This window comes from Pseudoalteromonas sp. Scap25 (assembly GCF_013394125.1).
In the GTDB taxonomy this organism is placed as follows: Bacteria; Pseudomonadota; Gammaproteobacteria; order Enterobacterales; family Alteromonadaceae; genus Pseudoalteromonas.
The window spans coordinates 2,771,423-2,795,311 of the sequence record NZ_CP041327.1 but is presented as its reverse complement, the minus strand read 5'-3'; the positions used below and the strand labels follow the sequence as shown (position 1 = coordinate 2,795,311).

At 40.2% G+C, this 23,889-nt stretch carries 25 protein-coding genes; 8 read left to right on the top strand and 17 right to left on the bottom strand.

Annotation, left to right across the window (positions count from 1 at the left end):
- The first annotated feature begins 234 nt into the window (after positions 1-234).
- Complete coding sequence (locus FLM54_RS12980) at positions 235-951, top strand: SIMPL domain-containing protein (RefSeq protein WP_075169840.1); 717 nt, start codon at positions 235-237, stop codon at positions 949-951.
- Here FLM54_RS12980 and FLM54_RS12975 read toward each other — a convergent pair.
- The 8 genes from FLM54_RS12975 to FLM54_RS12940 form a co-directional block, all read right to left on the bottom strand.
- The gene (locus FLM54_RS12975) at positions 943-1,602 is read right to left on the bottom strand and encodes a hypothetical protein (protein WP_178956573.1); all 660 of its coding nucleotides are present in this window, start codon (positions 1,600-1,602) and stop codon (positions 943-945) included. The two genes, FLM54_RS12980 and FLM54_RS12975, sit on opposite strands and share 9 nt — an antisense overlap.
- 104 nt (positions 1,603-1,706) lie before the next feature.
- Positions 1,707-3,539, bottom strand: a complete 1,833-nt coding sequence (locus FLM54_RS12970; RefSeq protein ID WP_178956572.1) for a DUF885 family protein — start codon at positions 3,537-3,539, stop codon at positions 1,707-1,709.
- 84 nt (positions 3,540-3,623) lie between these two features.
- A complete protein-coding gene (gene hemW / locus FLM54_RS12965) occupies positions 3,624-4,760 on the bottom strand; it encodes a radical SAM family heme chaperone HemW (protein ID WP_138609264.1) in 1,137 nt (378 codons plus the stop codon).
- The gene (locus FLM54_RS12960) at positions 4,757-5,356 is read right to left on the bottom strand and encodes an XTP/dITP diphosphatase (RefSeq protein WP_138569545.1); all 600 of its coding nucleotides are present in this window, start codon (positions 5,354-5,356) and stop codon (positions 4,757-4,759) included. The genes hemW and FLM54_RS12960 overlap by 4 nt, the downstream gene beginning before the upstream one ends.
- Before the next feature lie 2 nt (positions 5,357-5,358).
- On the bottom strand, positions 5,359-5,802 hold the full coding sequence (locus FLM54_RS12955) for a DUF4426 domain-containing protein (protein WP_055012523.1): 444 nt from the start codon (positions 5,800-5,802) through the stop codon (positions 5,359-5,361).
- A 58-nt stretch (positions 5,803-5,860) separates the two neighbouring features.
- On the bottom strand, positions 5,861-6,394 hold the full coding sequence (locus tag FLM54_RS12950; protein ID WP_178956571.1) for a YggT family protein: 534 nt from the start codon (positions 6,392-6,394) through the stop codon (positions 5,861-5,863).
- Between the two features lie 26 nt (positions 6,395-6,420).
- Positions 6,421-7,242, bottom strand: a complete 822-nt coding sequence (gene proC / locus FLM54_RS12945) for a pyrroline-5-carboxylate reductase (RefSeq protein WP_138609266.1) — start codon at positions 7,240-7,242, stop codon at positions 6,421-6,423.
- Positions 7,243-7,259: 17 nt separating this feature from the next.
- Complete coding sequence (locus tag FLM54_RS12940) at positions 7,260-7,973, bottom strand: YggS family pyridoxal phosphate-dependent enzyme (protein WP_178956570.1); 714 nt, start codon at positions 7,971-7,973, stop codon at positions 7,260-7,262.
- Between the two features lie 2 nt (positions 7,974-7,975).
- Here FLM54_RS12940 and FLM54_RS12935 point away from each other — a divergent pair, with 2 nt between their 5' ends.
- Positions 7,976-9,016: a type IV pilus twitching motility protein PilT gene (locus FLM54_RS12935; protein ID WP_010391590.1), complete on the top strand. Its 1,041-nt coding sequence runs from the start codon at positions 7,976-7,978 to the stop codon at positions 9,014-9,016.
- Between the two features lie 9 nt (positions 9,017-9,025).
- On the top strand, positions 9,026-10,162 hold the full coding sequence (locus FLM54_RS12930; protein ID WP_138609270.1) for a PilT/PilU family type 4a pilus ATPase: 1,137 nt from the start codon (positions 9,026-9,028) through the stop codon (positions 10,160-10,162).
- Between the two features lie 204 nt (positions 10,163-10,366).
- Here the strand turns inward: FLM54_RS12930 and ruvX are convergent, their stop codons facing one another.
- From ruvX to FLM54_RS12900, 6 genes are all read right to left on the bottom strand, one after another.
- Positions 10,367-10,816 carry a Holliday junction resolvase RuvX gene (gene ruvX, locus FLM54_RS12925; protein WP_013465849.1) on the bottom strand — a complete coding sequence of 150 codons (450 nt, stop codon included), beginning with the start codon at positions 10,814-10,816 and terminating at the stop codon, positions 10,367-10,369.
- Positions 10,817-11,099: 283 nt separating this feature from the next.
- Positions 11,100-11,657, bottom strand: coding sequence for a YqgE/AlgH family protein (locus FLM54_RS12920; protein ID WP_010391585.1), 558 nt, complete (start codon positions 11,655-11,657; stop codon positions 11,100-11,102).
- 122 nt (positions 11,658-11,779) lie between these two features.
- Entirely contained in the window at positions 11,780-12,727 is a 948-nt protein-coding gene (gene gshB, locus FLM54_RS12915) for a glutathione synthase (RefSeq protein WP_138609469.1), read from the bottom strand.
- Positions 12,728-12,793: 66 nt separating this feature from the next.
- Positions 12,794-13,528: a 16S rRNA (uracil(1498)-N(3))-methyltransferase gene (gene rsmE, locus FLM54_RS12910; RefSeq protein WP_178956569.1), complete on the bottom strand. Its 735-nt coding sequence runs from the start codon at positions 13,526-13,528 to the stop codon at positions 12,794-12,796.
- Between the two features lie 71 nt (positions 13,529-13,599).
- Positions 13,600-14,073, bottom strand: a complete 474-nt coding sequence (locus FLM54_RS12905; RefSeq protein WP_178956568.1) for a hypothetical protein — start codon at positions 14,071-14,073, stop codon at positions 13,600-13,602.
- A 77-nt stretch (positions 14,074-14,150) separates the two neighbouring features.
- Positions 14,151-15,044 carry a hypothetical protein gene (locus FLM54_RS12900; protein ID WP_178956567.1) on the bottom strand — a complete coding sequence of 298 codons (894 nt, stop codon included), beginning with the start codon at positions 15,042-15,044 and terminating at the stop codon, positions 14,151-14,153.
- Between the two features lie 78 nt (positions 15,045-15,122).
- On the opposite strand from FLM54_RS12900, the gene glnE reads away from it, so the two are divergent.
- Positions 15,123-17,918 (top strand): bifunctional [glutamate--ammonia ligase]-adenylyl-L-tyrosine phosphorylase/[glutamate--ammonia-ligase] adenylyltransferase, encoded by a 2,796-nt coding sequence (gene glnE, locus FLM54_RS12895; protein ID WP_178956566.1) that lies wholly within the window; start codon positions 15,123-15,125, stop codon positions 17,916-17,918.
- A gap of 47 nt (positions 17,919-17,965) precedes the next feature.
- On the opposite strand, the gene FLM54_RS12890 is transcribed toward glnE, so the two are convergent.
- The 3 genes from FLM54_RS12890 to tolC all read right to left on the bottom strand — a co-directional run bounded on the left by FLM54_RS12890 (position 17,966) and on the right by tolC (position 21,230).
- Positions 17,966-18,538 carry a toxin co-regulated pilus biosynthesis Q family protein gene (locus tag FLM54_RS12890; protein ID WP_138609258.1) on the bottom strand — a complete coding sequence of 191 codons (573 nt, stop codon included), beginning with the start codon at positions 18,536-18,538 and terminating at the stop codon, positions 17,966-17,968.
- 37 nt (positions 18,539-18,575) lie between these two features.
- The gene (gene lpxL / locus FLM54_RS12885; RefSeq protein ID WP_069439864.1) at positions 18,576-19,499 is read right to left on the bottom strand and encodes an LpxL/LpxP family Kdo(2)-lipid IV(A) lauroyl/palmitoleoyl acyltransferase; all 924 of its coding nucleotides are present in this window, start codon (positions 19,497-19,499) and stop codon (positions 18,576-18,578) included.
- 372 nt (positions 19,500-19,871) lie between these two features.
- Positions 19,872-21,230, bottom strand: a complete 1,359-nt coding sequence (gene tolC / locus FLM54_RS12880) for an outer membrane channel protein TolC (RefSeq protein ID WP_138608421.1) — start codon at positions 21,228-21,230, stop codon at positions 19,872-19,874.
- A 205-nt stretch (positions 21,231-21,435) separates the two neighbouring features.
- On the opposite strand from tolC, the gene FLM54_RS12875 reads away from it, so the two are divergent.
- Genes FLM54_RS12875 through FLM54_RS12860 form a run of 4 tightly spaced genes read left to right on the top strand, consistent with a single transcriptional unit; the run spans position 21,436 to position 23,871 of the window.
- Positions 21,436-22,062: an NUDIX domain-containing protein gene (locus FLM54_RS12875; RefSeq protein ID WP_138608423.1), complete on the top strand. Its 627-nt coding sequence runs from the start codon at positions 21,436-21,438 to the stop codon at positions 22,060-22,062.
- 30 nt (positions 22,063-22,092) lie between these two features.
- Positions 22,093-22,551: a DUF1249 domain-containing protein gene (locus FLM54_RS12870; RefSeq protein ID WP_138608425.1), complete on the top strand. Its 459-nt coding sequence runs from the start codon at positions 22,093-22,095 to the stop codon at positions 22,549-22,551.
- The gene (locus FLM54_RS12865) at positions 22,538-23,323 is read left to right on the top strand and encodes a metallophosphoesterase (protein WP_138608427.1); all 786 of its coding nucleotides are present in this window, start codon (positions 22,538-22,540) and stop codon (positions 23,321-23,323) included. Before FLM54_RS12870 ends, FLM54_RS12865 begins: the two co-directional genes overlap by 14 nt.
- On the top strand, positions 23,308-23,871 hold the full coding sequence (locus tag FLM54_RS12860; protein ID WP_138608429.1) for a YqiA/YcfP family alpha/beta fold hydrolase: 564 nt from the start codon (positions 23,308-23,310) through the stop codon (positions 23,869-23,871). The genes FLM54_RS12865 and FLM54_RS12860 overlap by 16 nt, the downstream gene beginning before the upstream one ends.
- The last annotated feature ends 18 nt before the right edge of the window (positions 23,872-23,889 follow it).

Here is a 23,889-nt window from a genome sequence, read left to right as displayed (position 1 = left end):
ATTTAGGCAAGGCAGAGCCTATGTGGTGTGGTATTCCCCATAAATAGGCGATAACGCAGCATAAATGCCAAACAGGCGCTGCCCGAAGAGTTCTGCCTAGGGGCGATTTACTCTTTGTTGCTCGGTTTTTACTTAGCCCACTAGGTTACAAACCTCGCGCCGCGATTAAATCGCCCCTAGTTTGAACAAATTTTAATCCGCAAAGGTCAACAGACCCTAATCAAGGAGAGTGAAGTGAATAAAATATCGAATGTAACCGTTGTTATGGCAGCAGTTTGTTTAAGCATCGGCTTAATTGCATTGGGCTTTATCATCAAAGGAGCCGCACTTGATATTAAAGGCATGGAGCGCACTGTTCAGGTCAAAGGCTTAGCAGAGCGTGAAGTGGTCGCTGATACTGTTATTTGGCCGCTGCAGTTTAATGACGCCGATAACAACCTTGAAAAGCTTGTTGAGCGAGTTGAGCAAAAAAATGATGCTGTAATTGCCTTTTTAAAGCTACATGGCTTTGACGATGAGGAAATATCGACAGGCACTCAATCTATTATTGATAAGCAAGCGCGTGAATACGCGAACGACAATCAAAAGTTTAGATACGTTATTAGCTCAAATATTATTGTTTACTCTAATGCCCCTGATAAAGTTAAAAACGCACTGAGTAAAGTGAGTCAGTTAGCTAAACAAAATATAGCCATAGTGCAAGATAACTATCAAACTCGTATTGAATATATTTTTACTGGGCTTAACGATATAAAGCCAGCCATGGTGCAAGAAGCCACAGAAAAAGCTCGTGAAGTAGCAAATAAATTTGCGAAAGATTCAAACTCCCTTTTAGGTAAAATTAAAACCGCACGCCAAGGGCAGTTTAGTATTAGCGATCGGGATTCAAACACACCGCAAATTAAAAATGTACGCGTGGTTACTAGCGTAGAATATTACTTATCAGATTAGTGCCGCTACTTGTTCAGTAGAGCGCTGTAAATATGCGGCGCTTAATAGCAAGGTAATTTCGCTTGGAGGGTCGTTTTTTAATGCCTCAAGCAATTGTAATTTTGCTCTAGGATTTTGTTTTTGTTCTATTTCCATTAATGCCAGTAAGGCTGAGAATTCATGCTTTACCGGAATGTTAGGCTTATGTGCATAAACGATATAGCTGGCCACAGGAGTGAGCCCGTACTGATTGATTTGCGCCAATGCATGCAGTAACTCTTCATTAGATTCAAATAACATTAACGAGCGAACATAGTTAAAAGGCAATTGACTCGGCGCTGCGTGCTTGAACACATTATGTAACACGTTATTGCCATGGCTATCTGTACTAATAAAGCCTTTATTTAATTTAAGCGCAGGAGTAAAAAAGCTCAGTGCATCTAAACTGGTTAGCTTTTCAATAAACGGCGCTGGTGGCGTATTGCTCGCTAAAATTCGCACGGCAATGTTTTGCATAAAATCGTATTTAATACTCATGCGTAACGCGCTTTCAAACAGGTAATTAAGCTGCATCACTTTTTGAGCGTCAGTAAGCTTTTTAAAGTCGTTATCAAGCTCATCAAACTGTTGTTGTTTAATACGCGCATTGAGTAGCTGTATGCTTAGATCCATTCTGTTCTCCTTGAATACCTACTTTATCCTAGCTTAATTTTTTGCTTTATAAAACAAAAGGCCGCAATTGCGACCTTTTATATGTTTAAGTAGTTACTTGATAATTAAGCTTGTTTGCTAGCAACCCACTCATCAACAAAGTTTTCTAGAACGTTCAGTGGTACAGGGCCATTCTTAAGCACTACGTCGTGGAACTGACGAATATCAAACTTGTCGCCAAGTTGCTCTTTAGCTGCTTCACGTAGTTCTAATATTTTCAGCATACCTACTTTGTAAGCCGTTGCTTGTGATGGCATTACAATATGACGCTCAACCATTTTTACACCGTCAGAAGTGGCGTTAGGAGTGTTGTTAACGTAGTAATCAATACCTTCTTGGCGAGTCCACTTCATTGCGTGAATACCGGTATCAACCACTAGACGACAGGCACGCCATAACTCCATAGCTAAACGACCAAAATCTGAATACGGGTCTTCATAAAGGCCCATTTCTTTTGGTAGTAACTCTGAGTATAAACCCCAACCTTCAATGTAGGCTGTGTAACCACCAAATTTACGGAACTTAGGCACGCCTTCTAATTCTTGTGAAATAGCAATTTGCATGTGATGACCCGGAATACCTTCATGGTAAGCTAGAGCTTCCATTTGGTAAGTTGGCATTGCTTCCATGTCGTATAGGTTGGCGTAGTAAATACCTGGGCGAGAACCATCTGGCGCAGGTTGTTGATAAAACGCTTTACCTGCCGCTTTTTCACGGAAAGCTTCAACACGTTTTACTATCATGTCGGCTTTTGGCTTTACAATAAACAGCTCATCTAAGCGTGTTTTCATGTTATCAATTAAGCCTTTAGCTTCACTTAGGTACTGCGCTTTACCCGCTTCAGTATTAGCAAGGTAGAATTGCTTGTCGGTTTTCATAAACTGCATAAAAGCGTTTAAGTCGCCCTCAAAGCCAACTTTATCTTTAATAGCACGCATTTCATCATGAATACGTGACACTTCGGCAAGACCAATAGCATGAATTTCTTTTGCAGTAAGGTCTGTCGTAGTTGTACGTTTAAGCGCGTTATTGTAAAACGCTTCGCCATCAGGGAATTTCCAAGCACCGTCACGGTCATCAGCACGTTTTTCTAGCTGTGCAATGTAGTTAATTAACTTAGAGTAAGCAGGTTTAACTGCTGTTTTTAATGCTTTAGTCGCTTTACTAATAAGTGCATCTTTTTCAGCTTGGTCGATTTCTAATGCATTTACCTTGCGTTTAAAGTCAGCTAAAAGCGTAGAATCTTCACCTTGTTCAAACGGCGCACCTTTAATGATGTTTTTGCTTGAATCAATCACGTGTGGAAATACAAATTTAGGTGCAATAATGTTTTTATCGGCGCGAATTTCTAAGCCGGTAATAAGTTGCTCAAATACACCTGGCACCCCATTTAAACGAGCAATGTAATCGTTGGCTTCTTTTACGTTGCTAATTTGATGCTGGTTAATTAAAAAAGCCGGCACCATAGAGTGCGTACCAAACATCTGGTTTACTGGGTAGTTATGGTAACGCCATTTAAAATCAGCAATGCTGGCTTCTAAATCTTGTTTTTTTAAATCATAACTTACTTGAGTCGCTGCATCTAATTGCGCACGGTTAATGCTGTTGAGGGTGACCAAATCGGCTTTAGTTTGCGCCAAGTCTTTAAGCGCTTTTTCTTCGCTGTTGTCATCCCATTTATCGTAATCTTTTTTGATGCCCATGTAGGTTTGATAAACTGGGCTGCTCATTACATCACGATTAAAAGTGTCTTCAAAAAAAGCATTCGCTTTATCAATTTCACTTTGTACCGGTTGAGCTTGAACCGCCGGTGCTGGCGTTGATTGTTGTGTTGCTTGTTGGCAACCAGCAAGCAGTGCCACGCTTACCGTGGCAGCAATTAGAGTAAGTTTACGCATTCGTTTCCCTTTTGTTGTTAGAAACCCATTAGGGTATTTTAATTTTTCATGTATTTACTTTACATGCGCATAACGCCAAAAGCGTTATACGAACAATTCTAGCAGGTCATTTAAAAAGCGATGGCCTTTAAGGCTTACTTGCCAATGGCCGTCTTTTTCTATTAATAAACCTGTGTTAATGGCTTTATTCAAAGCCGCTTGTTGGCTTTGTAATGGCTGATTAGTCAGTGCACTGTAGTCTTCAATCGGGCATGGCTCTGTTAAACGAAAGCGATTCATAAAAAATTCAAACGCTAAGTCGTCTTGTTCTACTTGCCAGCTTTTGTACAAGTAGGGCTTAATAATGTCCATGTAGCCCCGTGGATGTTTAACCTTTTCAGTGCGTGTTATCACCCCCGTTTTCGCATCAGTGACCTTACCATGGGCGCCACAGCCAATACCAAGATAATCGCCAAACCGCCAATAATTCAAGTTATGTTGGCATTGAAAGCCCGGTTTTGCATACCCCGATATTTCGTATTGCTGATAGCCTGCTTGTGCTAATAATGCTTGGCCTTGTTCTTGAATATCCCATAAGGTCTCATCTTGCGGCAACGTGGGCGGTTTTGAAGCAAATTGTGTATTAGGCTCAATGGTGAGCTGATACCAAGAAATATGTGGAGGGCTCAGGGCAATAATTTGTTTTAAATCACTTAGTGCGTCATCGAGAGATTGCCCTGGTAAACCATGCATTAAATCAAGGTTAAAGCTATTCAACCCTGCTTCAGTAGCTTGTTGTGCCGCATAACAGGCTTCATCGGCACCATGAATTCGGCCTAAGGCTTTTAACTTATCATTTTGCATGCTTTGCACGCCAATAGAGATACGGTTAATCCCTGCTTTTACATAATCTTTAAAACGGCCAGTTTCGACTGTGCCCGGGTTTGCTTCAAGGGTTATTTCACAGTTATCGCTTAAACCAATTAGGTTATCGATTTCATTGAGTAAACGGGTATATGCTGCGCCGGTTAATAGGCTTGGCGTGCCGCCGCCAATAAAAATACTGTGAATTTTTCGCCCTTGTACTAAGTGTAAATCAGCTTTTAAATCGTCAATTAAGTGCTGTACATATTCAGCTTCAGGGATGTCACCTTTTTGCCCGTGGCTATTAAAGTCGCAGTAAGGGCATTTTTGCACGCACCAAGGCACGTGCACATATAAACTCAGTGGAGGAAGGTTCACAGGCCGCCTTTGTGTTGTAACTCTTGTAGTAATTTATTAAGTGCTTGCCCACGGTGACTTAGTGCATTCTTCTGCTCTTTTGTAAGCTCTGCACTGGTACAATTTTCTGATGGTACAAAAAAGATAGGATCGTAACCAAAGCCACCTTTACCGTGTTGGCTAAGGGTAATTTCGCCCTCCCAGCTAGCACTGCAAATAAGTGGAGTAGGGTCGTCGGCATGACGCATTAGTACCAACACACACCAAAAGCGAGCGCTGCGATTAGGGTTGTTGCCTAAATCAGCCAGTAATTTATCGATATTATCTTGATCGCTTGCGCTATTTCCTGCAAAACGAGCAGAGTAAACACCTGGCGCGCCATTCAGGCCATCCACTTCTAAGCCTGAATCATCTGCAATAGCAGGCAGTCCGGTAATTTTAGCCGCATGACGCGCTTTAATTATCGCGTTTTCTACAAACGTGGTGCCTGTTTCGGCTACGTCACTGACATTAAAGTCGCTTTGCGGTACAACATTAATATTAAGTGAGCTGAGCATGTTAGCCAGCTCATTCACTTTTCCGGGGTTACCGGTTGCAAGTACTAAGGTGTTGGTCATATTTAATCTACGTAAAATTTTTGCTTAAACTTTAATGTTTGAAACTGATTACCTTGTTGGATTTCAATTTCAAAACGTAAAATTTCTTCGTTGGTGTAATCTACTTGTGCTAGGTAATAAATTGAATCGCCTTCAACGACTTCTTTAAAGTTAAGGGTTTGCTTGTTACCTAATAAGTTTTTAGCGATACCTTGTAATGTCGCTTTTTGAGCGGCTTTATCTGCATTATTTTTTAATATTGAAATATTAACAATACCTTTATAGCCACTACGCTCAAGGTCATAGGCTTTAGCTATTTGCGGTTGAATAAACGTTGATGGAAAGGCTATGTAATGAACTTGCCAAGGGCCTAGTTCTTTGTATTGGGCGCCTTGTTCTTGAGCGCTGTGTGCATTAAATGCTAAAGCGAGACAAGCAATAAAACAAAACTTTATTAAACGTTGCATGGTTAACTCCTGAGTATGTAAAAAAGAGGCGCTAGGCCTCTTTTATATTACGTTGTGCTTAAGCTAAAAGGTCCATTAGCAGCATTTGTAAAAACTGAATGCCGATGATCAGTACCAATACCGATAAGTCTAAGCCTCCTAGTGGAGGTAAGATTTTACGGATCGGCTTTAACATTGGCTCAGTAAGCTGATGGAATACCGCTTCAATTGGGTTATAGCCTTGGCTTACCCAGCTTAAAATAGCGCGGACGATTAACACCCAAAAGACTAAATTTAAACCTTCTTTTAAAACAGTTATTAGCGCCTGTATAAGCACAGGTTGAATAGCCCAAGAGCTATAAATAAGCCACATTAATGTACTTATTTTTGCCGCAGCCACTATAAATGCCAGCAACAAAGAGGCTAAATCAAGCCCGCCTAGCCCTGGAATGATTTTTCGCAGCGGGTTAACTGCAAACGAAGTGGCTTTGACCACAAATTGGCTCATCGGGTTGTAAAAGTCGGCTTTTGCCCACTGTAGCCAAAAACGCAGTAGTACCACCATTAAAAATAGATCAAACAAGGTGCTAATTAAAAATTGCATGGCATTCATAGTATAACCTTCAATAAAAAATGGTTTTAAAGTTCTTGTTCCATTTGCACTGCACGCGCAATACACGCATCCATTGCATCACCCACAGTTTGGGTTAAACCTTGCGCTTTTAAATGCTCAACAGCTGCATGCGTGGTACCGCCTTTTGAGGTTACATTTGCACGCAGTTGCGAAATGCTAATATCTGGTTGGCTAAGTGCCATTTCAGCTGCGCCTAGCGCTGTTTGCTGTACTAAGCGACGCGCGTCTTCATCATTAAAGCCAAGTGCTTTCGCTTTTTCTTCAATCGCTTCCATAAATAAGAAAAAGTAAGCTGGCGATGAGCCTGTCACAGCAATGATATCGTTAATTTGCGATTCTTGCTCTACCCACACAACTATACCTGTACATTCAAAAACTTGTTGTACAAATTCATGTTCGCTTTGCGTTTCGCCAGCGCCATATAAGCCCGATACACCACGGCCAAGTAACGACGGTGTATTTGGCATACAACGCACCATTTTCACATCTTGGCCAAGCATTTCACGTAAGCGTTTAACGGTTAAGCCTGCAGCGACTGAGATAAATAATTTATCACTAAAGTCGATGCCTGAATCTTGAAATGATTGGCACAAGTCGCCCATCATTTGTGGTTTAACAGACAGAACAATGACATCTGCATCGCGCATAGCTTCGTTATTATCACTGGTGGTTTGCACCTTAAAGTCGGATGCTACCTTGGCTAGTTTTTCTTGGTTGCGGTTAGTTGCAATAATATTGTTTGCGTTAAAGCCGTTTTTTACCATGCCACCAATGATGGCGTAGCTCATATTACCTGTGCCTATAAATGCGATTTTTTTATCTGACATATGTCTGTTATCACCTTTTAAGTTCGTGTTCCAAAAATATCTGTGCCGATCCTCACCATGGTTGAACCTGCCGCTATGGCAGTCTCTACATCGTTACTCATCCCCATCGACAACGTATCTATATGAGGATATTGGGTCTGTAGTTTATCAAAGCAAGTTTGTAATTGCTCAAAATATTGAATTTGCGTGTTAGCATCGTCACTTTTTGCAGGAATAGCCATTAGTCCGCGTAATTTTAACTGTGAACACTGACTTATAAATTGCGCTAGTTGGTCAATCTCTTCTATGGTACAGCCTGATTTAGCATCTTCTGCGCTAATATTAACTTGTATCAGTACATTAAGAGCGGGCATTTCCTGTGGGCGCTGAGCGTTTAAGCGTTTTGCTATTTTTAGTCTATCGACGCTTTGTACCCAGTCAAAATTAGCAGCCACCAAAGCGCTTTTATTTGACTGTATAGGGCCAATGAAATGCCAAACAATATCGCTAAATGTGGCTAGTTGCGCTATTTTATCTACAGCTTCTTGAACATAAGATTCACCAAATTGGCGTTGCCCTTGCTCATAAGCTGCCATAATATCAGAGGCGGGTTTGGTTTTAGATACTGCAAGTAACGTAATTTCGTTACTATTACGCTGTGCATTTTGCGCTGCCTCTGCAATTCTAGCGTAGGCGGATGTGAGTCGTTCTGCTATTGTAACCATATATTTATCAGTTAGTTGTGGAGTCATAAATGGATATCACCGAATTATTGGCATTTAGTGTGCAACATAAAGCATCAGATTTGCACTTATCATCAGGGGTGTCACCTATGATACGTGTTGATGGTGATGTGCGACGTATTAATATACCAGCACTTGGAGATAAAGAAGTCAGCAGTCTGGTTTATGACATTATGAACGATAACCAGCGTAAGGACTATGAACAAAATCTCGAAGTGGATTTTTCTTTTGAAGTCCCTAATTTAGCACGTTTTCGTGTAAATGCCTTTAACTCTAATCGTGGTCCTGCTGCCGTGTTTCGTACTATCCCGAGTGATGTATTGACACTTGAAGATTTGGGCGCGCCGGAAATATTCAAACAAATTTCAGATAACCCACGAGGCTTAGTATTAGTTACCGGCCCTACAGGCTCAGGTAAGTCGACTACACTCGCAGCCATGGTGGACTATATAAATCAAAATAAACATCATCATGTACTGACCATTGAAGATCCTATCGAATTTGTGCACGATAATAAACTCAGCTTAATTAACCAGCGTGAAGTTCACCGCGATACACATAGTTTTTCTAATGCCTTGCGAAGTGCATTGCGTGAAGACCCTGATGTTATTTTGGTAGGTGAGCTACGAGATCTAGAAACTATTCGCCTTGCTATGACTGCTGCTGAAACTGGTCACTTAGTGTTTGGCACTTTGCATACCACGTCGGCACCTAAAACCATTGACCGTATTATTGACGTATTTCCTGGTGAAGAAAAAGACATGATCCGCTCTATGCTCTCGGAATCATTGCGTGCGGTTATCTCACAAACACTGATCAAAAAGGTCGGTGGAGGGCGAGTGGCTGCACACGAAATCATGTTGGCAACGCCTGCTATTCGTAACTTAATTCGTGAAGATAAAATTGCTCAAATGTACTCATCGATTCAAACCGGTGCGTCGCAGGGCATGCAAACCATGGATCAATGTTTAACAAACCTTGTTAACAGAGGCATTATCACTCACTCAGCGGCGTATACAAAAGCACAAGATAAGACGCAGTTTAGCGCTTAAGGAATTATTATGACTTTATCTCTAAATCACTTTTTACAAATAATGATCGACAAAAAAGGCTCTGATCTATTTGTATCAAGCCAGCTGCCTATTAGCGCTAAAATTAATGGCGAGCTGATACCTCTTAATGATGACAAGCTAACCGATGAGCAAGCGCTGGAATTAGTTGAATCAGCGATGAGTGAAAAGCAAAAAGCAGAGTTTCATAACACCAAAGAGTGTAACTTTGCGATTGCAACCAGCGAAGGGCGCTTTCGTATTTCGGCTTTTTGGCAACGCGATAGAGCGGGGATGGTTATTCGCCGGATTGTGACCCAAATACCTGATGTAAAAGAACTTGGATTGCCCTCAGCGCTTACAGATGTGATTATGTCAAAGCGCGGACTGGTATTATTTGTCGGTGGTACGGGAACCGGTAAATCAACGTCTTTGGCGGCGCTTATTGGTTATAGAAATCGCAATCAACGTGGGCATATTTTAACTATAGAAGATCCAATAGAGTTTGTTCATGAACATAAAAAAAGCATTATTACTCAACGTGAAGTGGGCTTAGATACTGAAAGTTTTGAGTCAGCACTAAAAAGCTCTTTACGCCAAGCGCCTGATGTTATTTTGATTGGTGAAATTCGATCGCAAGAAACTATGGAGTATGCGTTAAGCTTTGCAGAAACAGGTCATTTATGTGTTGCCACCTTACATGCTAACAATGCTAACCAAGCTATTGATCGTATTATGCACTTAGTTCCAAAAGAGAAGCACGATAAGCTTAAATATGATTTAGCATTAAACTTACGCGCTATTATTGCCCAGCAGCTTATCCCTACCTCTGATGGTGAGGGACGTGCTGCTGCTATAGAGGTATTATTGAATACGCCAATGGTGAGTGAGCTGATTAAAAACGGTAACATTGGTGGTATTAAAGAAACTATGGCCAAATCAACTGAAATGGGCATGCAGACCTTTGACCAAGCGCTGTTTGAGCTTTACAGACAGCAACGGATTAACTATGCCGATGCACTTCATCATGCAGACTCGCCAAATGATTTACGTTTAATGATAAAACTGCGTAATAACGAGCAGCAAGGGGCAGGCTTTTTGCAAGGTGTAACCATTGATGGCCTTGATGATAAAGGTAATATTACCTAAGGACAATTAACTCGTTGCTGCCTACATGGATATAAGCCAGTAGTATAACGTAGGAGCAGTTATCGAGCCAGCTAGGTTATAAACCTCGCGCCATGATTAAATCGCCCCTTACTTGAACGAGTTTTAATCCGCAAAGGTTAATAGACCCAAATCTAAATCCACGCATAAAAAAAGCGCTTTAAGCGCTTTTTTTGTTAAATCAATTTATTCGCCATAACTGGCTTCAAAAAAGCTCTCTAGAATTATCACCGCAGACATATTATCTACGTTGCCTTTACCTAAGTTTTTATAACCACCACGTTCAAACAACCGTGCTTTAGCATCAGCGGTAGTTAAGCGCTCATCTTGAGTATGAACCGCTATACCGTAATGATTATGCAAACGGTTGGCGAACTTTTTGGCTTTAAAGGTAACCTCTTGAGAAGTGCCATCCATATTAAGCGGTAAGCCAACCACCATTAAGTCAGGTTGCCACTCTTTTACCTGTACAGCAATGTCATCCCAATTAGGGATGCCATCTTGAGCTTTCACCGCCTTTAGGCTGGTGGCGCTGCCTGTCAATTCTTGACCAATTGCAATACCAATGCTCTTAGTACCAAAATCAAATCCCATTACGGTGCGCTCACCTTGCGGTTTTACTGTTTTTTTAGTCATGTTTGTCTTTTATGTTATTAGGGTCTGTTAACCTTTCAAGGTTAAATTTGCAGCAGTCTGTTTGGTATTTAGGCAAGGCAGAGCCTTTGTGGTGTGGTTATTCCCCATAAATAGGCGATAACGCAGCATAAATGCCAAACAGGCGCTGCCCGAAGGGTTCTGCCTAGGGGCGATTTACTCTTTGTTGCTCGGTTTTTACTTAGCCCACTAGGTTACAAACTTCGCGCCGCGATTAAATTGCCCCTAGTTTGAACAAATTTTAATCAGCAAAGGTCAACAGACCCTAAGCATGTCCAGCTTCGGGGCTTAATTGGCTAACATCAAAACCAAGCATAGAGACTGCCATTTCCCAGCGCTTTTCCACTGGGGTATCAAAAATTATTTTAGGGTCGGCTTTTATAATCAACCAGCTATTATCAAGTAGCTCTTGTTCTAGCTGGCCTTGCTCCCAACCTGAGTAACCTAAGGTAATTATAAATTGCTCGGGTGCTTGAGCAGTAGTTAATGTGGCTAATACATCTTTTGAGGTAGTGATCATAATATCACTGCTCAATTTTTGGCTTGCCGAATACCCCGGTTTTGGTGAATGTAGCACAAAGCCACGATCCGTTTTTACCGGCCCGCCAGCATACACTGTCACTTGCGCGGCATGTTGCGACTTATCGTTATCAATATCAATTTTGTCGAGTAGCTCACCTACGGTAACATCAATCGGTTGATTGATAACAAGTCCCATAGCGCCTTCTTCATTGTGTTCACAAATATAAGTGACCGCACGTTTAAAAAAAGGGTCTTGCATTGATGGCATTGCGATTAAAAAATGATTTTCTAATGACTGCATAATTTTTACCCCTTTAGTTATTGAATCTTGAGTATGGCATAGTCCCATGTTTTAACACTAAAAATTTATTCAACTTTAAGCGATGACTATAGAAGCGTCAGCGCTTAAAGTTTGCTATGGCTTTAGCTAAGTTTTCTCTCTATGGCATCAAATAAAATACCGGTAATAGAAATGTCGTAAGCGGCCTCAATTTCTTTAACACAGGTTGGTGCTGTTACGTTAATTTCAGTTAACTTATCGCCAATGATATCTAAGCCAACAAATATTAAGCCTTTTTCTTTCAATGTAGGGGCAACTGCTTGAGCAATTTTAAGATCTGACTCACTAATTGGGCGTGCTTCACCACGTCCGCCGGCGGCTAAGTTACCGCGCGTTTCGCCGTTTTGTGGGATACGCGCTAAGCAATAAGGAATAACTTCACCATCAACAACCAATACGCGCTTGTCACCTTGAGTGATCTCTTCAATGTAATTTTGCGCCATCGCAAAGCGACTGCCATGCTCAGTTAAGGTTTCGCATATTACGCCAATATTGGCATCATCTGCTTTTACTCTAAAAATAGAAGCACCGCCCATACCATCCAGTGGTTTTAAAATAATATCCTTGTGCTGGGCTAAAAATTCACGGATTTGCTTTTGGCTGCGCGTAACTAATGTATCAGGTGTGTGCTCACTAAACCAAGCTGTAAAAAGTTTTTCATTGGCGTCACGCAAGCTCTGTGGCTTATTAATAACTAAAGTACCCGCTTGCTCAGCACGTTCTAAAATATAGGTTGCGTAAATATATTCAGTATCAAAAGGCGGATCTTTACGCATTAAAATAACGTCTAAATCAGCCAGCGCAATGGTGGTTTTTTCTTCAAGTTGGTACCATTTTTCTGCGTTATCAAAAACCTGCGCTTTGGCTGCAGTGGCGTAGGCATTGCCTTGACGCAGCGATAAATCATCCATTTCCATGTAGTAAATTTCGTAGCCACGGGTTTGCGCTTGCATCATCATTGCAAAACCGGTGTCTTTTTTAATATTAAATCCACTAATAGGATCTGAAATAATACCTAACTTAATTGCCATGCGCTGTGCCTTAATTTATGTGTTTTTTACAACTGTAACCTTGATATGTGGGTGCTTTTTGTTATTTCAATTAGCTAAATCGCCAAATTGTAATTGCAGTGCGCTTAAAACGGTTAACGCTGCTGTTTCTGTGCGAAGTACCCGCGGGCCTAAGCGAATATCTACAAATTCTTGTTGCTTTGTTTGTGCTATTTCATCGTCAGTAAATCCGCCTTCCGGCCCTACTAAAAAGCGCACGCCGTCATCGGGAATGGTAATAGTTTTAATACTGTGTTCGGCGCGAGGATGCAAAGTTAATTTAATGGCAGCTGTTTGCTGTTCAAGCCAGGTTTTTAAATCAACAGGTGAGTGTACTTTTGGCACAAAGTTGCGCCCAGATTGCTCTGATGCGGCAATGGCTATTTTTTGCCATTGCTGGTGTTTTTTTTCTAAGCGGTCGCCACTTAGTTTTACGCCGCAGCGCTGGCTAAAAATAGGAGTGATTTCAGTGATCCCTAATTCAACAGACTTTTGAATGGTAAAATCCATTTTGTCACCACGGGATACGCACTGGCCTAAATGAATTTTTAATGGTGATTCAACGTCATGAGGATTAAATTCAAGTGGCATAACAACCACGCTCTTTTTACTCACCTCAATAATTTCACTGAGGAATTCTCCGCCTTCACCATTAAAAATAGAAACCTGCTCGCCCACTTTCATGCGCAACACTCGACCTATGTGCCCAGCAGCATCATCGTCAAGGTTTAAAGGAGTATTAAGGGCAATTGGTGATGATTGATAAATATGAGGCACTCGCATGGCAAATCACTTTTTTTACATAGAAGTTATATCCCTCTATGGTAAGTAAGCAAAGGCTTGGGTGCAATTATTTATTTTTCATATTCAGGGACTGCAAGCTCTATTAGTTCTTGTGCGGTTTGGGCTATATCGGTATCACAGGACAAATGATTTGAATGGCACTCTTCATTTATGGGGTTAATGTCATAGCCATGATTGGTTTGACTAATAATATAGCGCTTTTCATGTAATGAATTATAAATAAAGCGCTGTGTATCATCAGCGAGCAAATAATCTGTTTGATTGAATAATACGCCTTGAACATTATGGTGTTCGTGAAGGTAGCTGGCCAGTTCTGAAATACTGATTTCGTTCTCAATATCGCAATAGCAATAATCTTTAACGAGTTCATCAAACATCATTTTAACCAGCTTTTGCGTGTTCGCACCGGCTATAATGATGTCTTTTTTAGCAGCATCATTAGTATTTATGTAATACTTTACAAATGCTCGACTGAACTCGTTATCTATATCAATTAATAGATAACTTCCTGTTTTAATTGCCATATACCTAAAGTCCCTGTTAATTTACCAAACAATTAAATAGGGACGTTTAGCAACGGCTAAATTTAATGAGTTTGGTACTAAATTGAAAACATACTTATTAATAAATAACCAATAGCACAAAATACAGCAAATTCAATACAGGCAATGCCAATATTATCCTGATGGTCGACTTCAAGTGCGGTATCTATATTTGGCATTGAAATAATTTTTATAATATACGTTAAACAGTATAGTAACAGCCACATCACACCGCAATGCATTACCAAAGTAAATAAGTTCTCTACCATTTTACCGTTTTGAAACGCCGCACTCGATAAACCAGCATATGCAGCAAGAGCTAAGCCTATTGATTTACCCGCATAGCGAATACCAATGGAGGTGTTTTCTAAACCAAAGTTACTTTGCAACGAGGCCCCTTGGTTGGCTTTAGCAAAGCGGTTTTCGCGTATTTTACTGTCTAGGGCAAACATGCCTTGTAAAACAAAAAAGCTTACCGAGGCTATTAATAAATTACTAAAGCCTTGAGTGTGTGTCCACGTATATAAACCCAATACTAAAATGCAGTTGGCAATCAGCATGCCTGAATCAACCAGCGCCGCACAAACGTTTTGTTTTAATATAGCTGCTTCTTCATTAAAGCGGCGTAATATCCACTTACGGTGGATTAAATGTCCCATTTTTATAAACGAAAATAACAGCACAATTAACAAAATGACTTTCAGTGGATTTGATTGAGCGGTGCTAACACTAATTTCATCGAACAAAAATGCCATTGTGGCGATCACCACTGATATTTCAGAAGCAAAACTAATTCCCATTGCAAAGTTATCATGTTGCGCTAATTCTTCTTTAAGTGCTTGTTTTGCTTTTATTTGAGTAATAATTCTTAAACTGATGATAATAATACAAATAACCACAAAACTAATAGCAATCGCAACTAAACTAGTGTTAGATAATGATAAATATGACATGGTGTTCCTAAATAGATTTACCTTGATAGGTTTTTAACCATTCTAGTATGGTTATTGGTGAGATAAAAGAGGGTATTGATGAGTAACGACACGCAGCTTCCTATTGAATTACAAAAACTGGGTGAAACGCGTTTTGCAACGCTGTATCCCGAACAACAAATCCAGCAGCAAATCGTGCGTTTATTAGCGTTAAGTGATTTTTCTTGGCGCAGTTTAAGCTCTCAACCTTCGCTGTTGTCTTGGTTGCTATGCGAAGTTGAAATTAACAATAGAGAAATTTCAGATCCCTTTGCAACACTTAATATTAATGAAGTCGAAGAGCAGCAGTGTCATCAATTACTGCGCCAATATCGTGAAAAGTACTGGCTAAAAGTCGCTTTTTTAGACTTATGTTGTGAAAACTCAATTGCGGATAGCATTAAATACATTAGTGAACTTGCCAATAAACTGATAGATAGTGCTAATCAATGGGCCTACAATAATGTTGCTAAAACTAATGGTGAACCATTAGATGAAGATAAAAACGCTTTACCATTAATGGTACTAGGCATGGGGAAGTTAGGAGGGCAAGAGCTAAATTACTCATCTGATATCGACCTTATTTTTGCATACCCCCGCAACGTTAAAACCCAAGGCGGTCGTCGCTCGCTCGAAGCATCTGTTTTTTATACTAAAGTGGCCCAAAAGTTAATTACAGCCCTGAACCAATGCACCGTGGATGGCCAAGTATTTCGGGTTGATATGCGTCTGCGCCCATTTGGTGAAAGTGGTCCGTTGGTGATGAGCTTTAATGCCATTGAAGATTACTACCAAGAGCAAGGGCGTGATTGGGAGCGCTATGCGATGTTAAAAGGGCGTTTAATTGGCACGCCTAATCGTTATTGGCAGGAGTTTAATACCTTGCTGAGACCTTTTGTTTATCGCCGCTATATTGATTTTTCGGTGATTGAATCGCTTAGAAAAATGAAACTCATGATTGCCCAAGAAGTGCGTCGTAAGCGCTTAACAAATAATATTAAATTAGGTGGTGGCGGCATTCGCGAAGTTGAATTTATTGTTCAAGCATTGCAAATGGTCAGGGGCGGCAGAGAAGCAAATTTACAAACACAATCTCTATTAACTGCATTAGAGCAGCTAACTTTTAGCCAAGTGATTGATGAGCATGAAGCCAGAGGGCTTAAAAATAACTATCTTTATTTACGTATGGTAGAGCAATACCTACAGATTTTTGATGATCAGCAAACACAAACTCTGCCTGATGATGAGCTAAATCAGCAACGGCTGAATGTATTGTTGAAGCAAGGTAATTTTGACTCAGCTATTGAAAAAATAGAACAGGTCATGGCGCAAATTCATAATGAGTTTATTCAGGTAATTGGTGAAGAAACCGAACCACTTGATACTTGTGAAGGCGCGTTTATAAGTACTTGGGATCATGGTGATGTTAGCTTTTTGAATGAACCAAGAGAAGAGTGGCAAACACCATTACATGACTTCAAACAGCGCCTATCTAAAGCCAAAGTGGGCAACCGTGGACGCGATATTCTTGATAAATTAATGCCTGCATTGCTCAAGCAATTAAATGACTTTAATGCTACTGCCAGTGCGTTTACAACGGTATGCCAAATACTAAATAAAATTATTTCGCGCACCGCTTATTTAGAGTTGTTGTATGAAAACCCTGGAACGTTAAAGCAGTTAGTTTTGCTCTGTTGCCATAGTAAGTGGATTGGAGAGCATATTTCATTGTATCCCATTTTGCTCGATGAACTTATCGACCCTGCAGTGCTATACAAACCGACCCCATTAACAGCATATAAAGATGAAATAAGACAGTATTTTTTACGTATTGAACATGACGATCTTGAACAACAAATGGAGGCATTACGTCAGTTTAAACAAACTCATCAGTTACGGATTGCTGCCGCAGATGCCACTGGCGTAATTGATGTAATGAAAGTAAGCGATCACTTAACTGCACTTGCAGAAGCAATAGTTGATCAGGCTGTTAATATTGCTTGGTATCATTGTGTTAAACGTTTTGGCATGCCACCCAATACCGATGATGAGCATAAAGGCTTTGCCGTTATTGCGTATGGAAAAACTGGCGGTTTTGAGGTGGGTTATGACTCTGATCTCGATTTAGTGTTCGTGCATAACCATGACGGTACCAGCTACACCAGCGGCGACAAAGCAATTGACTCAAGACAGTTTTATTTAAAACTAGCGCAACGATTAATGCATTTATTTAATACCCGTACTGCTTCAGGTATTTTATATGAATTAGATACTCGACTTCGCCCAGAGGGGGCATCAGGGTTATTAGCGATTAACTTAGAGAGTTTTAATCATTATCAACAAACCCAAGCATGGACGTGGGAGCATCAAGCTTTAGTGAGAGCGAGACTGATTTTAGGCCAAACTGAATTAGTAACGCGTTTTGCACAAATTCGCGCCGAGATATTGTGTCAAAAACGTGATGTTGAACTGCTAAAGACCGACGTAATTAAAATGCGCGAAAAAATGCGTGGTCATTTAGCTAAAGGTAACGAACAGCAGTTTGATTTAAAACAAGACGTGGGGGCGATGACCGATATTGAGTTTATCACCCAATATTTAGTATTAAAGTACGCTCATGAATTTACCCATTTATGCGACTATTCTGACAATGTCAGAATTTTAACGGACGCGGCTAAAATTGGTTGCATTACAGACACACAGAAACAGCAACTTATTAAAGCCTATATAGATTATCGCTCACGCTATCATGTGTTGAGCTTAGATCAGCAGGGTCGCTGCGTAAAACGTGAAGATTTTAGTGAAGATATTAAAAATGTCACGTCGATATGGCAGGCTATTTTTGAATTAAATTGAATAAATACATAGGCGCTCGATTATTATTGAGCGCCTATAAATCGCAGTTAATTACTTAGCTTTAAACAGTGTGTACGTACAAATTCAGACGGTAGCTCGGTAATTACCGCTGCACGTTGTTTAGGGCAAAAGAATGCATATACTTCATTTGAAAAGTCATCATTAATAGAGCGGCTAACGCGGTATAAAGCGGAATTAAAACTGCTATCGATTCGAAAGTGATCTTTAACAACGTAATCCTTATCTAAGTACCATAATAATGTAACCCCTTCGTTATTAGCATATTGGGTAAGAACGGTACGTAAGGTTGAATCAGGTTGAAAGCGACGCGGGCCTACTTCTCCACTCCAATTTAAAGGCATGGGTTCTACTACAAAAGAGCGTTGGTTTAGCGCTCTGTCGAGACTAAGATCGGGTTTTTCGAGTTCAATTACAAATTTGTCATTGTCTTTATCGGTAGTAATCCTATCTCTAATTGATGCATAAAACCGCGATAATCCCTCAGCCGCAGCATTAGTGGTTTGTTGATAATTGAGCGACGATGTACCATTTAGTAAAAAGTAAATGGCTGCACCAATTAACAATAAAGCTAAAAGTATATATCTAATCCAAAACCACATGGCTGTTACTCGTCTTTGTTATTTTAATAACCCATCTTTAATAAAAAGATGGAGCGTCTTTATCTGGGCGTGTTTTAAAACGTCTATGCAACCACATATATTGTTCAGGGGCGGCATTTATTGATTGCTCCATGCGCTGATTAACACGTGTTACATCGGCTTTATCATCGCCGCTTGGGAAATTTTCAAGCTCAGGTACGATTTCTAAGTGATACTTTCCGTTGTTATCCCTGTAAGCAATTAAGCTCATTGTTTCGCAGTTTTTACTACCTGCAAACATTAGTGTACCAGTGGTGGTTGCTGTATCGGGTACTGCGTAAAAAGGCACAAACTCACAGCGGTTACGGCCATAATCCTGATCGGGTAAGTAATAACACAGCTTTTTATTTTTTAATGATTTTAATAATCCTTTTACGTCTTTTTTCCCAACCATGTATTCATTAGAGCGAAGACGTCCATTGGTGGTAAAGTATTCCATAAGCGGATTGTTATGCGGGCGGTAAAAGCCAATACCTTGGCACTTCAAACCCATTACACGACTTGTCATTTCAAGATGAAGTATATGTGGAACAAGTAATAAAACACCTTTTCCTGATTGTTGTACGCGCTCAAAGTGCTCAAGCCCTTTTATTGACCCGAGTACTTTTTTGACCCGCCATTGTGGCCACCACCAAGCCATACCGGTTTCAACCATGGCAATACCGGTATTTTCCATATTTTTAAGTACCAGTTGTTGTTGCTCGGCTTCGCTCATTGTGGGGAAACAGCGTTTAATATTAACCTCAGCAATATGCCTTCTACGCTTCATATATTTATGAACCAAGCGTCCTAGCTGCTTACCCATAGCTAATTGTAGTTTTTGCGGTAACCAAGAAATGAGATATAAAAACAAAACACCAATCCAGGTTAGCCAGTAACGAGGACCTAAAAAAGAGGCTTTAAAAGGGGATGAGTTAACCACAAAAATTTCTCTAAAAATAAAAGGCTAGGGTCTGTTGACCTTTGCGGATTAATATTTGTTCAAACTAGGGGCAATTTAATCGCGGCGCGAGGTTTGTAACCTAGTGGGCTAAGTAAAAACCGAGCAACAAAGAGTTAATTGCCCCTAGGCAGAACCCTTCGGGCAGCGCCTGTTTGGCATTAATGCGGCGTTATCGCCTATTAATGGGGAATAACCACACCACATAGGCTCTGCCTTGCCTTAATACCAAACAGGCTGCTGCAAATTTAACCTTGAAAGGTCAACAGACCCTAGTTTAACGCTATGTGTTAAAAAATACAAAAAGCCAGCAAAAAGCTGGCTTTAGTGATTATTTATAATGAAGTCGTCTGCTTAGTTAACAGTATTTAAACCTTGGTTTATACCCACTAAATCTTCACGGCTTAATGTTCCTGTCGCTTGTTTTAAGCGAAGCGTTGATACAACATAACGATAACGCACATCAGCAAGATTACGCTTTGCATTGTACAAGTTTTGCGTACTGATCAGTACATCAACGATTGTACGTGTACCTACTTCAAAACCCGCTTCAGTGGCTTTTAATGCGCTTTCTGCTGAGATAACCGCTTGCTCAAGCGCTTTGAATGTCGCAATGTCAGATACCACTTGATTGTAAGAAGTAATTACAGAGCGAGTTACTGCACGATAATCGGTTTCAAAATCTTGGCTAGCAGCAACGTAAAATGCACGTGCTTGATCTGTTGCAGCAACCGTTGCGCCACCTGAGTAAAGTGGTACGCTAAAGTTTAGTCCAATAGAGCTAGAATCTGAACGAGGTTGATCGTCAAAACTAACGCCATTTGACTCGCTATCTGTCAATGAGTCGCCGTAGCTAGCATTTAACGTTAGTTTTGGATAATGACCTGCTTTTGCGAGTTCAATTTGTTCTTTAGCTATATCAACCGTGATTTTTGATACCTGCAGATTCAAATTTTTGTCTTTAGCTATTTTAACTAAATCAGTTGCAGGCGTACTTGGCTTAACAGTAGAAAACGTTTTGGTGTTTAACATATCAAGTTTTGCGTGATACTTACCAGTGATCTCACGTAGCTGCTCACGGGCTGTTTCTACCGCATTATTAGCAATGATCTCTTGCGCTACTGAGTTATCAAATTGTGCTTGTGCTTCATGTACATCGGTAATAGCTGTTAAACCTACAGCGTAACGCTGTTTAGTTTGTTCAAGTTGGCGCTCAATGGCACGTTTTTCAGCTTGTACAAATTCAAGGTTATCAATAGCGCTAAGTACGTTAAAATAACCCTCAGCAACACGAACAATTAGGTTTTGCTTGGCAAAGTCGTATTGGCCGCTTGCTTGAAGTGCTTGTTTGTCGGCTATACCTAATGAATTCCATGCGCCTAAATCAAATAACGTTTGGCTTAAGCTAATACCACGAGAAAACTCGTCGCTTTCAGAATTAATTTTATTAATAGAAGATAAATCTTCAGATTGTCTGAAGGAAGTTGAGTCAGACTTTGTATAACCCATAGTCAAACCAATTTGCGGTAATAATGCGCTCATAGCGCGATCGCTTTGGTATGATTGAGCATCAGCTTGGGCTTTTGCTTTTAAAACGGTAGGATCGTTGGCTGTTGCGATTTCAAAAACTTGAAGTAAATCTTCAGCATTGGCTACGGTTGAGCCCAATGCGCATGATAAACTAACCAGTGCTGCAAGGATGTTCTTTTTCATGTGATGTTCGGTCCTTAGACAATTTTTGTACTACAGGCATGTTAACCTGTTTTACTTAATAACTAAAAAAAAAATTAGTAAAACAACGTTCTCAAGTGTAACAGAATATATACCTAACACGCCTCATTCGCTCAATTTAGCGTTTTAATGGGGCTTGCAATCAAGGCGTTGATGTATCTACGCTTTCAAAAAGGAAATAAAAAACATGGCGAATAAAAGTCGTACTCAATTTACCCATGATGATGTGAGATTAAAACCGGTTGAAAATTTGTATAAGGGGTTTTTTAAAATAAACCTTTATCAATTTCAGCATGCCTTGTTTGCAGGTGGAGAGTCTGAGGTTATTCGTCGAGAAATTTTAGAGCGTGGCGATGCGGTCGCGGTATTACCTTATGATCCAGTGACTGAGCAAGTATTGCTCATAGAACAAATTCGAATTGGCGCAATTAAAAGCAAACATACGCCTTGGCTGTTAGAATGTATAGCGGGTATGACCGATGACAGTGAAGATTACGAAGCGGTTGTTAAAAAAGAAGCGTTTGAAGAAGCAGGGCTTAATTTAACAGAACTTGAGTTTATGCTGTCTTACCTTTCAAGCCCCGGCGGTACTACAGAGCGTTTGTTCTTATATTTAGCTCACGCCGATTTAAGCCAAATGAGTACTGGCATTTATGGGTTAGAAACCGAAGGTGAAGATATTAAAACCCATATTATGCACGTAGACGAAGCACAGCAGCGACTTAATAGTGGTGAAATAGATAATGCCGCTACCGTAATTAGCTTGCAATGGTTAGCGCTAAATCGCGATAAGATACGTAAAAAGTGGGCATAGTTTTTAATTTTTAATAGTAATGGCGGTATTTTGACAGCAATTTTAACCACTAATCGGTACATTCAAAGCCTTCCAAAGTATTTAACGCTTTGTGAGCACAATTACGTACGCCTTTTAAAATTACTGCCTCATGATCGAGTGATTGGCAATGTAAGAGAAATTAAATTAGGCCACAGTGAATTTGCAATTCACATAGATGATAGTGCCAAATACACACTCGATGTGTCTATTAAACAGTTAAATGGCATGCTCGTTGGCATTGCACCGCTGTATTTAACGGTACGTTTGTACAATGATGCGAAGGTGGCTGAAATTGTTCATCATGACTACCACCAACGAATTAAGCCTTCTTATGGTTACCCTAACCCAAAAATGCATCAAAAAGATGAAAAATATCAGTTAAATGCTTTTTTGTATGACTGGTTGGTAGCGTGTGTTGAAAGAGGTCAATCAACACTTAATTGGGATGTAAATAATGGCTTGGTTTGATGACACTTATTATTTTGAACAAACTACGCTTCGAATTGCACACCTAACTGATTGCCACCTTTTTAGTGATAAAGATGCTGAATACTTTGGCGTTAATACCGCTGAACATTTTGTTAAAGCATTGGCCGATATAGCAAAGCAGCAGCCTGATGCGTTGATATTTGGTGGTGACCTAACGCAAGATCACAGCTTTAATTCGTATTTATTATTTGCAGAACTTATTCATAATAGTGACGTTGATTGCCCCGTATTTTGGGTGCCTGGTAACCATGATGAGATTGAACAGCTTAATTTAATTAGTGGTGGACAAATACAACACGCTAAACACATAGTGGCACAAGGAATTGAGCTAATATTAATTAACTCTAAAGGTGATACACCAGCAGGGTGGGTTAGCGCCACACATTTGGATGAAATTATGGCGTGCTTAGTTAATTCAAGCAATCGCCACATTGCATTTTGTCATCACAACCCATTGCCTATTAATGGCTACCTAGATAAACATATGCTAGAAAATGGGCCGCAACTATTAAATTTATTAGTTAATAATGGCCGCGTTGATGCGCTGTTTCATGGGCATGTTCACAATGACTACCAACAGCAGTTTAGAGGGCTTAATGTGTACGCCACTCCTGCAAGTTGCGTGCAGTTTAGTAAACACAGTGAGACTTGGCAGCAAGAAAATAAAGGGTCAGCTTATCGCATGCTGTATTTAAATGCTGAGCAACAACAGCTGCACATACACTCGGACGTGGTATGGTTAAACGGGTAATTTATATTCACGGTTTTAATAGCTCTGAAAAATCATATAAAGCTGTGCGCTTTGGTGAGCTTATGGCACACTATGATGTTGATTATTGTGTGCCGCGTTTAAATCATGAGCCTGTAGAGGCTATTATAGCGCTTGAACAACTATTAACACCGAATACCGTATTATTGGGCAGCTCGCTAGGTGGTTTTTTTGCCACGTATTTATCGCAGCGTTATCAAATTCCTGCGGTGGTAATTAATCCTGCCGTTGCCCCATATACATTATTAGAGCCTATACTTGGGCCTAATTATAATCCGTATCAAGATTATAATTACCAATTACAATCTCGTCATATAGATGCGTTAAAAGCATTAACGGTGACAGAGTTAAAACACCCTGAACTGATGTACTTATTACAGCAAACAGGGGATGAAGTGTTAAATTTTCAGCACGCAATAAAGTATTACTCACAATGTAAACAGTTAATTGAATTTGGCGGCGATCATAGCTTTAATGGCTTTGAGCGAGCTTTTTCAAGCATTGTCGATTTTCTTAAAATCAGATATTAGCGTATATAAAGATAAAAA